This window comes from Sphingomonas sp. (assembly GCF_039594485.1).
In the GTDB taxonomy this organism is placed as follows: Bacteria; Pseudomonadota; Alphaproteobacteria; order Sphingomonadales; family Sphingomonadaceae; genus Sphingomonas.
This window is the reverse complement of the sequence record NZ_JBCNNI010000062.1, coordinates 1-9,641: the sequence shown is the minus strand read 5'-3', so window position 1 is coordinate 9,641 and position 9,641 is coordinate 1. Positions and strand designations below refer to the sequence as shown.

The window sequence follows — 9,641 nt, the reverse complement described above, 5'->3', positions numbered from 1 at the left end:
GAACGCCGGGCTGTGGTTCCGACGGGGTCGCTTGCTCATCTTGCCTCCTGCTTACGGCCAGCATGGCCGCTGTCAGATCGACAATCCACTTATCCACGCTGTTCAAATTCCCCGAGCCACCTCACTTTTTCGACGCCTTGCGGCCGAAGATCCGCGATGAAGGGATGGTCCGCAACGAGGCGATCCACATCGCCCTGAGCCTCCGCGCGGACGGCACCAAGGAGATGCTGGGTTTGGCGATCATTGATGTGGTCGTGGAGTTCTCGCCCAAGTCTTCCCTGCTCCAACCCGGTGTAGCGCCGGCGCTCCGTGCCCACCTGCGACAGCGCCAGTTTCGTCCATGCGCGGCGCCGGATTGCACAACCGTGGCAACAGGCTCTTACCGTCGTTGCCCGATGGCAGCGAGTTGCTCGACATCCTGCCTGGTCGCCATGACGGTCATCCGCCGGCGCCGGCCGCCTTCCGGTCGCTCGATGAGGACCTCCTGCCGGTTCCTGGATATGTCGATGGCTACCAGCACGGCGCGGGCAGACGTTCACGTCAAACCCGCACCACCAGTCGCTGGGACCGAACACCTAATTCTGAGGGCGCCTCTTCCTCCATCGACCCCACAGTTTCCTGTCGATGTAAGTCGCCCCCCAGGATCGCACGATCCCAGGGAGCGCCCTGTCACATCCGGCCCCGTATCGTTACCCCGAAGGTCCGCGGGGCGCCGGGATAGCCCTGCACGATGCCGGTCGACTTGGTCACGCCAAGCAAATTCACATAATAGGCCCTGTCGAACAGGTTTTCGACCCAGAGCTGAACCTCCAGCCGCTTGTCGTTCATCAACAGCCCCAACCGCGCCGACGTAAGCGCATAGCCCGGAATCTCGGCCGCCGGATCGAGTGTGATCGTGCTGTTCTGCCGTGTTCGCCAGTTGACATCGACCAGCCCGTAGACCGCGGTGTGGTCGGACACCGGACGGGTATAGTCTGCGGTGATGTCGGCGGTCCATTTCGGTGCCCAGGCCACCTGTCGCCCGGTCAGGTCGCAGGTCGGGGCGGTCGACTGCGCCGGACAGACCGAGTTGTGGAACGACGCATAGACCGCGCGATTATAGGCCAGGAAACCCTTGAGGTGGAGCGGCCCCATAAACGCCTCGCCCTCGCTTTCCACGCCCTCCGACACCAGTGCGCCGACATTGGCGAGGAACTTGGTCGCGGTATTGCCGACACCGATCGACTGGTTCGCCTGATAGTTCTTCACATAGGTATGGAAGGCGGTGAGGTTGAAGATCAGCCGGCGATCGAACCACTCGGTCTTGACGCCCGCCTCGATATTGTCGGCCTGCTCGCCATTGATATGCTGACCGGCACCCAGCGCGATGGCGGTCGCGATGCCCTTGTCCGGGTTGCTGCTGTTATAGGGGAGCAGGTTGAAACCCTTGGACTTATATCCACGCGCGCCCGTGACGTAGAGCATGATCGTGTCGACCGGCTTCCAGTTGACGCCGACCTCGCCCGACAACGAATTGTCGGTGACGCTGTCCGCCGCGCTGCCCAACTGCGCATTCGCACCGCTGGGCGACAGGGCGAGAAGCTGCGCGGTGCTCAGGCCGCCGCGATTGGCGATGACCCCGTCATAGCGCATGCGCTTTTCCTCCCAGGTCTGGCGCAGCCCCAAGTCGAAGGCCAGGCGGCGTGCGTCATCGGGGTGCCAGGTGGCGTGGCCGAAGACCGCGCTGGTCCGGGTGTTGAATACGGCATGGCTGTCGAACCCGGCGCCGGTCATGGCCGAGGCCCAGCCGCCCTTCCCCCACATCAGGCCGTTGGCCGGATTGGTGCCGAACAGCGTCGCGTTCGGATTGCCCGCCCAAAGATGATATTGCGACCCGAAACGGATGCGCGAGTCCACGTCGAGCTGCTGGCGCGAGAAGAAGCCGCCGATCAGCCCTTCGAGCGGGTGGCCGGTGGTCGACGCCCAGCGCACCTCCTGCGACCATTGCTGGACCCGGTTGCACGAGCCGTAATCCCGGATCGCGTCCAACTGCGTATAGTCATTGTCGTTGTTGGTGAAGCAGGACCAGCGGCTCCATGCCCCGATCGAGGTAACGGTGCCCAGCGCATGCAGGTCGAGATCCTGTTGCAGGCTGAGCGCATCGGTCCTGGTCGTGGCGTTGAGCGGCGAGTCGATGTTCATCTCGCGCTTTTCCTTGGAGCTGACGAGCAGGGTATAGCCCGCCGCCGCCATCCGCGCCTGGAGCGCCGCCGGGTTGTACACGCCCAGCGTGATCGGCCCCATGGTCGGGAAATCCTGGGTCGCATGCGTGCCGATCAGGCGGATCGTCCAATCCTCGGTCGGATTGGCGAGCAGTTGGGCACGCACCCCCTCGCCCTGCCGGGCGTTCTGCCACCGGCCATTATAAAGGTTGTGGTAATAGCCATCGGTGCTGCTCGAAAAGGCCGACAGGCGCAGGGCGAGCTTGCCATCGATCAACGGTCCGGTGACGCTCGCCTTGATCTGGCGGAAACCCTGATTGCCGATGGTGAACTCGGTCGCCGCGCCGAGCGTGTAGCTGGGTTTCAGCGTGTTGATCAGGACCGCACCCGCGGTCGTGTTCTTGCCGAACAGCGTGCCCTGCGGCCCGCGCAACAGCTCGACATCGGCGATGTCGTTGAAGTCGTTCGACACCATGCCCAGCCGGGCATTGTACACGCCGTCGACGAACACGCCCACCGAGGCGTCGATGCCATCGGTGTTGAAGCCGTTATTGCCGATACCGCGAATGCCGAGGTTCAACTGCTTCGGGTTGGTCAGATAGACCGAGAAGGAAGGAAACTTCGTCTGGAAATTGGTGAAGTTGACGAGGTTCTGGCGTGCCAGTTCCTGCGGGGTGATGACGGTGACGGGGATCGGCACCGACTGGATATGTTCGTCACGGCGACGGGCGACGACGACCAGATCGCCCTGGTCGGGAGCGGAAGCATCGGTCGTCGTATCGGCCGCAGGCGTATCGGTGGTCGTGGCCGTCGCACTCTGGGCCTGAACCGGCATCGCCCAGAGCGACGCACCCGCCAGCAACAGGGACGCAAGGCTACGGCCCGTGCGGACCAGGCCGCGCGAAGTGTCGAACATCATTTTGTCTTGCCCCCAACAATGTTGCTTGCCGCAATCGCCGTGCGGATAAGCACCGAGCAAGTCAGTTTCGTGACGGTTTTGCGGACGAATTCATGACAATGGCGCGACATCACGGAGATTTCCATTCGCCCTCGAGATATCCTTCCGGCCAGCTCTGGAAAGTCGGAGATTTCAGGCGTAATCCATCCCCATCTCCGACCCAGGACCTGCAAGACAATGACCTTTCGCCCGACCCGCAGGCACGTCATCGGCGCCCCCCTGGCGGTCGCCCCCTTCGTCATCGCCTCGGGCGGCATGGCCCTGGTGCGCGGACCATCGCAGCCGATCTTCGCACTCGGGGTCGCATCGGGCGAGCCCGCCTCCAACGGAGTGGTGCTATGGACACGGTTGGCGCCCGAACCGCTGGAACCGGACGGCGGCATGGGGCAGGCACGGGTGCCGGTCCGCTGGGAAGTGGCCGAGGACGCGCGCTTCGAGCGCATCGTACGCAGCGGCGAAGTTCGCGCGACGCCCGAGGACGGCCATAGCCTGCACGTCGAGGTGAACGGCCTGCGCCCCGCCCGCCCCTATCACTATCGCTTCCTCGCGCTGGGGCAGGTCAGCCCGGTCGGACGGACCCGGACAGCCCCGGCGGCGGATGCGACGGTGGAGCGGCTGCGCCTCTGCTATGGCTCATGCCAGAAATATGAGGTCGGCCATTATGCCGCATGGACCCATGCGATCGCCGATGATCCCGACCTGATCCTGTTCCTGGGCGATTATATCTATGAAGGCGCGCCCAATCCCAAGGCATTGCGGCCCCATCTCAATCCCGAACCTTTCGACCTGCCCGGCTACCGGGTCCGCTATGCCAGCTACAAGCTGGACCCGTTGCTTCAGGCCGCTCATGCCGCCGCCCCCTGGATGACGATCTGGGACGATCATGAGGTCGCCAACGACTATGCCGGGCGCTGGGATCAGCAATATGGCGATCCCGCCCGCTTCCTCGCGCGGCGGGCCGCCGCCTATCAGGCCTATTGGGAGCATCTGCCGCTGCGCCGGATGTCGCATCCGAGCGGGCCATGGGCGCGGCTCTATCGCCGGATCGACTGGGGGCGGCTGGCCCGCATCGTCCTGCTCGACGACCGGCAATATCGCGACGACCGCCCCTGCCAGCCCGCCCCCGACGCCATGGGGAAGCGCCATTACGATTATCTGGTGGCCGATTGCGAAGCCCGGCACGATCCGAAGCTGTCCATGCTCGGCGCGCGGCAGGAACGCTGGCTCGACGGAGAACTGGCCGGACAACGGGCGCAGTGGAACCTGCTCGCCCAGCAGACGCTGATGACGCCCTTTCCGACCATCGATCCCCAGCAACCGGACAAGGGCGCGGTTTTCCATTCGGTCGACCGCTGGGAAGGCTTTCCGGCGGCGCGGGACCATATCTTCCACCGCTGGGTCCAGGGGAATACCGCCAACCCGATCGTGCTGAGCGGCGACATCCACGCCTTTGCCGCGACCGATCTGCGCGATCCCGATCGTCCGAACGGCCCGCCCATCGCCTCGGAATTCGTCGGCGGGTCGATCACGTCGCTCAACCCCGATCCGCTGTTCAAGTCCACCGCCGCGACGACGACCGGCTTTCATTATGCCGAGAATCTGGTGCGCGGCTATGGCCGCATCGACCTGTCATCCCGGCAATGCGACGTGACGTTCCGCGGTCTGGCCGACGCTCGCGATCCGCGATCCGCCATCGCCGATCTGGCGCGCTTCACGGTGGAGGCAGGGCGCCCGGGTATCCACATGGCGTAGAGCGAGGATCGACCAAGCTCCGCAATCCGTTCGTTCAGTCCTTTGTCGTCGCGTGATCACCAGGCGAGCCGGGCCGCCGCGTCCGTCGCCAGTCGCGATAGCCGATCACCGCGAGGCCGATCATCGCCGCGTACAGCCCGGCCGTGAGCAGCAGCCCCTTGAACAGGAACATGCCGACATAGGCGATGTCCACCGCGATCCAGAGCAGCCAGTTCTCGCGGTGGCGGCGTGCCGTCCAATATTGCGCGACGAGGCTGAAGCTGCTGAGCGTCGCGTCCATCCATGGCAAAGTCGCATCGGTATGACGGCTGGTGAACCATCCAATGGCGAGCGCGCCGCAAGCGCCGACGACCAGCCCCGCCAGGGCCCGCGCCAGCGATAGCGGCATCACCTCGACAGCCGCCCCCACCGCCGCCTCCACCGCCCCTGGGCCGTGCCTGTTCCGGCTCCACGCGATCCAGCCATACAGGATACCGATACCGAACACGGCCTGGAGCACCATGTCGGCATAGAGCCGCACGTCGAGGAACAGCTTGAAATACAGCGCACAGGCGACGAGGTTCAGCGGCCAGCAGAGCATGTTGCGCCGCGCCGTCAGCCAGATCGCCAGAAAGCTGGTCGCGACCGCGATGGTTTCGAGCGCCGACATCAGAGGTTCAGGCCGGTGCGCAGGCGATCGAGGAAGCCTTGCCCCGCCGCCGAAAGGAACCAGTCCGCATGGCCGAGAAGATACGTCTCCCATGCGAGGCACGCCGCATCATGATCGCCGACAATCCCCGCGAAATAGGCAATCTCGGACAGGGCGAACTCGATATGCACCAGCGGCAGGAGGCGGACGACCGCCTCGATCACGTCATGGGTCAGCAGGGCTGTCGTCCGGTATCCCGCGATCAGCGATAACGCCGCCGCCGGATCGGCGATCGCGTCATCCCGCCTTTCGCCCAGTTCCAGCCAGGCAAAGCCGCTCCTTTCGATCGCGATCGCCAGGTCATGCGCCGCGCAGCTCCGATCGGACAGCCCGAAGTCGAAGACGGTTTCGACCGTGCCGTCCGCCGCCCAGAGAAGATTGGAGGGATGCCAGTCATTATGCGTCCAGAGCGACGCCTGACGCGCGACGAGCGGCGCGAGCCCTTCGCCCGATGCCCTGAAAAGCGATGCCAATCGGCTCCGCCATGACCGTCCCGCCAGAAAGGCGGCCAGGGCGGGACGCGCCGCGACATAGGACTCGGCGGCGGCCATGGGATCGGTGGCCGACAGAATGGCGAAGCTGGCGACGAGCGGCTGCCCCTTTCGCGCCGGCGCGTCGAACCCTTGCGAGGCGCGATGCAACCGGGCGAGCGCGACCCCGGCGGCATGGGCATGCGCGCCGGAGCGGAACGGCGTCCATGACGGCTGGTCACGGTACAAATCCTCTCCCACCGCCCGGCGATGGAGTTCATAGGTCCATTCGCCGATCCCGACCGCGCTCGCGCCCTCCCGCGTGCGCAATGTCTCAGGCACCGAAGCCCCGGACGCCGCGAGATGGGCGATGAAGGCATGTTCTTCCGCCAATCCCGCGACGTCGCGCACCCGTCGGTCATGCCGCTTGAGCAGGAGCGCGCCGCCCGCCGTATCGATCAGCGTCGCGGCGGAAAAGGGACGCGGCGAGTGCCAGCGGAGTGCCTCGATCGGTGCCGCGTCTGGAAAGTGCGCCAGTACCACCGCCGCCTCGTCAGGCGTGATCGCGGGCCAGATGGGTGCTTCCAGGGCAAGCCCCATGCCGTGCACGCGGTGACCGGCGGTCGGATCCTCGGCGCCCGCCATGGTCAGAAGGCGCGCGAAACGGTCGCGACGACGGCCGCGCCGCTGCCGATATAATAAGCCGGGGCGTTGCCCGTAATGGCCGTACCGCCGCGACCGACGACGTCGCGGGCATTGGTGCTGACCGCCTGAACCCCCGCCAGGACATGGGGATCGATCACGTTGATCGCGTTGAGGCGCAGATCCGTCCGCTTGCCGTCGAGCCAGTCCGCCAGGTGCACGCCGATCGACAGGTCGAGCGTCGCATAACCCGGAATGCTTTCGTCATTCATGAACGTCGCATATTGGCGACCGACATATTTGCCGGTGATGCTGCCGAACAGATGGCCATCGTCATAGGTGCTCCCCGCGCCGATCTGCAGCGTCGGGCTCGACACCGCCCGCTTGCCGCGCGTCGGCAGATAATCGGCACCGACCGGCAGATCGTCGTCGATCCGCGCGCGCAGATATTCGCCCGAGACATAGACGCTGACACCCTTGGCGGGACGATAATCGATCTCCGCATCAATGCCATAGGAGGTCTGCCCCCCGGCATTCAGCGTCGAATTGACCTGCGCGCCGCCGCTATCGACCACAGTCGCGAGTTGCCGATTGCGGAATTTATAGTGGAAGCCGGTGACCGAGGCGGACAGGCTGGGGCCGATATAGCGATAGCCCAGTTCCTGCGACACCGAATATTCGTTCTTCAGCGCATCGGTGCCGCGCGTGGAAACCACGCCGCCGTAATAGCTGTCATAGAGCGTGAATTCGTTGGGCGTGCGGAAATTGGTGGTGATGTTGGCGAAGATCTGCTGACGGTCATCGATCGCATAGTGGACGGCCGCGCGCGGCAAGGCGGCGAAGCTGTCGCTGCGGACCCGGCTTTGTGGCCCGGGCAGATAGTTGCGGCCGTTGCGCAGCAGATTGACGCCCTTGAAGCCGATATCGACCGTCAGTCCTGGGGTGAGTGCGATGCTGTCGGCCAGGAAGACGCTCTTCGTCACGGTGACGGTGCGCTGGTTCTCATAGGCCAGCAGGCGGCCATCGGCGGTGCGGATCGCCTTGCTACGATATCCCCATCGGTCGGTCGGTCGCCCCGCGGCATCGATCGTCGTATAGGTCTGGGTGACGCGGTCCGTGCCATAGTCGAACCACAGGCCGGCGGTGAGCCGGTGGATGCCCGCCTGCAGCGTCAGCTTGCCGACCTGGCCCATCCGCATCTGGTCGCCCGTATAATTGCCCAGCACCGTCGCCACGCCGTCCTTCGCGCCGGGCAGCACGATCGGCTGCGCGAGTTCCTCGTCGCCCAGGAAATTGCCGGTGGTCGCAAGCTGGGTACCATAGGGCGAATTGCCATAGCCGAACTGGAGATAGGTCGTGCTGTCGAGCGTCAGGCGGTCGCTGAGAGCCAGATGGACGGGTGCCGAGGCATAGAGGTTGCGGAAGGGCGCGCGGTACAGCCGCCAGTAATTGGTGTTCCCCTCGGTATAGCGCGCATCATAGTTGAAGCCCCGCCCATTGGCCTGCCAGTCGGCCAGCGTCGGGCTGCGATAGCTCGAGGAATTGGCGTTGTTGTACGACAGCGCCAGGCTGGCGCGGTTGCCGTTGCCCCATTCGCGGAGCAGCTTGGCGTCGACATGCTGCCGCGTATCATAGCCCGGCCCACGCCAATTGTCCGCGCGCGTGCCCGAATAGGACAGGAACGCCTTGAGCCCGGTGTTCCCGATCGTCCCCGTATCGACCCGGACGAAGACACGGCGCAGATCATGGGAACCGAGCGACAGATCGGCGAGCATCTGGCGCGTCGCCCTGGGATCGTCGAGCGTCAGCGACAACAGGCCGCCCGCTCCCACGACCGTCGGCGAATCGATATCGACCGATCCTTGGGCGAGTGCGATCTTTCGGACATTGGCCGGGTCGGCGAATTGCGACGGATAGGCGTAGTAATAGCCGATGTCATTCTGTGGCGCGCCCTCCATCAGCACCCCGATCTCGTCCTGTCCCAGGCCCCGAAGCGTCAGGCTGGAACTCGTCGACAGGCCATAGGGGTCGCTGGATGCGACATTCGCGCCGGGCAACAGGTTCACAAGCTGAAACGCGTTCAGGGTCGGGGCCTGCTTGACGATGAAATCGGCCGAGATCGCGCTCACCGCCCTGGGCTCGGTCTGATCGGGCAACAGCCCCTCAGGGTCACGGTGGCCGATCACGCGGATGTCGGTCGGGGCGTCGGCGGCCCGCTGCGCCGATACGGCAATGGGGAGCGTCAGGCCTGCTGCGGCCAGCAGCAACCCGCTGTAACGGATCGTCATTCGATCACGGAATGTCATAACCGGCATTGTCTCGCGTCCACTTCACACGGAGGGACGACGGAGGAGCCGCCACCCCTCCCTACGCCGGCATGACCCGGATCAGGTTCAGCGGGTCATGGGCTGCTGCCCACCTCTCAACCGCGCATCAGCGGCCCCCCGGGGATGGCTGCGTCTAGGATCCAAATGCCGTCAGGACAAGGCCGGGTTGGGGTCTCGGCAATTCGTACCCCCTCAAGGGTCCAACGTGCTTCCCGTCGGGCGCGACGCGCGCCTTGCCCCGTGTCGGCGATTCCGGCTCAGAGCCCAACCGAAAATTGAGTTGAGCGATTTCAGTCAGTTGTGAATGACCGAGGGTTGCGAAGACCACGGGGATCACATGGGCTGGACCAAAACCGCTCGCCGGGAGCATGACAGAAGAGGTCTGCGGTACGCAAGCGACAGCACCGACGAGGAATGGGCGATCATTGCGCCGCTGCTGGCCCGCAGGACGAAGGTAGGCCGTCCGCGCCTGCACCGCGCACGGGATCTGTGGGATGCGATCCAGTATCTTGCCGCGACGGGGTGCCAGTGGGCGCAGTTGCCGCGTGACTTTCCACCGTTCACGACGGTGCAGTACCATTTCTACCGGATGCGCGACAGCGG

Annotated in this window: 6 protein-coding genes, 2 pseudogenes and 1 riboswitch; of the genes and pseudogenes, 3 read left to right on the top strand and 5 right to left on the bottom strand. The window is 65.0% G+C overall.

Annotation, left to right across the window (positions count from 1 at the left end):
• Positions 1 to 125: 125 nt before the first annotated feature.
• Positions 126 to 242: pseudogene (locus ABDV78_RS18875) on the top strand (transposase); the annotation flags it as partial.
• Positions 243 to 400: 158 nt separating this feature from the next.
• Here the strand turns inward: ABDV78_RS18875 and ABDV78_RS18870 are convergent.
• Positions 401 to 520, bottom strand: a pseudogene (locus ABDV78_RS18870) (IS110 family transposase); the annotation flags it as partial.
• Positions 521 to 669: 149 nt separating this feature from the next.
• Entirely contained in the window at positions 670 to 3,120 is a 2,451-nt protein-coding gene (locus ABDV78_RS18865; protein ID WP_343529001.1) for a TonB-dependent receptor, read from the bottom strand.
• A gap of 216 nt (positions 3,121 to 3,336) precedes the next feature.
• Between ABDV78_RS18865 and ABDV78_RS18860 the strand changes: the two genes are divergently transcribed.
• On the top strand, positions 3,337 to 4,911 hold the full coding sequence (locus ABDV78_RS18860; RefSeq protein WP_343529000.1) for an alkaline phosphatase D family protein: 1,575 nt from the start codon (positions 3,337 to 3,339) through the stop codon (positions 4,909 to 4,911).
• Positions 4,912 to 4,945: 34 nt separating this feature from the next.
• Here ABDV78_RS18860 and pnuC read toward each other — a convergent pair whose 3' ends face one another.
• From pnuC to ABDV78_RS18845, 3 genes are read right to left on the bottom strand one after another with little or no spacing between them, the layout of a single operon-like run.
• On the bottom strand, positions 4,946 to 5,560 hold the full coding sequence (gene pnuC / locus ABDV78_RS18855; RefSeq protein WP_343528999.1) for a nicotinamide riboside transporter PnuC: 615 nt from the start codon (positions 5,558 to 5,560) through the stop codon (positions 4,946 to 4,948).
• Positions 5,560 to 6,714: an aminoglycoside phosphotransferase family protein gene (locus ABDV78_RS18850; RefSeq protein WP_343528998.1), complete on the bottom strand. Its 1,155-nt coding sequence runs from the start codon at positions 6,712 to 6,714 to the stop codon at positions 5,560 to 5,562. The genes pnuC and ABDV78_RS18850 overlap by 1 nt, the downstream gene beginning before the upstream one ends.
• A 2-nt stretch (positions 6,715 to 6,716) precedes the next feature.
• Positions 6,717 to 8,999 carry a TonB-dependent receptor gene (locus ABDV78_RS18845; RefSeq protein WP_343528997.1) on the bottom strand — a complete coding sequence of 761 codons (2,283 nt, stop codon included), beginning with the start codon at positions 8,997 to 8,999 and terminating at the stop codon, positions 6,717 to 6,719.
• Positions 9,000 to 9,058: 59 nt separating this feature from the next.
• A riboswitch (TPP riboswitch) is annotated at positions 9,059 to 9,168 on the bottom strand.
• A gap of 207 nt (positions 9,169 to 9,375) precedes the next feature.
• On the opposite strand from ABDV78_RS18845, the gene ABDV78_RS18840 reads away from it, so the two are divergent.
• On the top strand, positions 9,376 to 9,641 hold a 266-nt coding region (locus ABDV78_RS18840), incomplete at its 3' end, for a transposase (protein WP_343528996.1).

Excerpts from the sequence above, each read along its gene's own strand:
- ABDV78_RS18860 (WP_343529000.1), top strand. The coding sequence starts at position 3,337 with ATGACCTTTCGCCCGACCCGCAGGCACGTCATCGGCGCCCCCCTGGCG.
- ABDV78_RS18865 (WP_343529001.1), bottom strand. The coding sequence starts at position 3,120 with ATGATGTTCGACACTTCGCGCGGCCTGGTCCGCACGGGCCGTAGCCTT.
- ABDV78_RS18845 (WP_343528997.1), bottom strand. The coding sequence starts at position 8,999 with ATGACGATCCGTTACAGCGGGTTGCTGCTGGCCGCAGCAGGCCTGACG.
- ABDV78_RS18850 (WP_343528998.1), bottom strand. The coding sequence starts at position 6,714 with ATGGCGGGCGCCGAGGATCCGACCGCCGGTCACCGCGTGCACGGCATG.
- pnuC (WP_343528999.1), bottom strand. The coding sequence starts at position 5,560 with ATGTCGGCGCTCGAAACCATCGCGGTCGCGACCAGCTTTCTGGCGATC.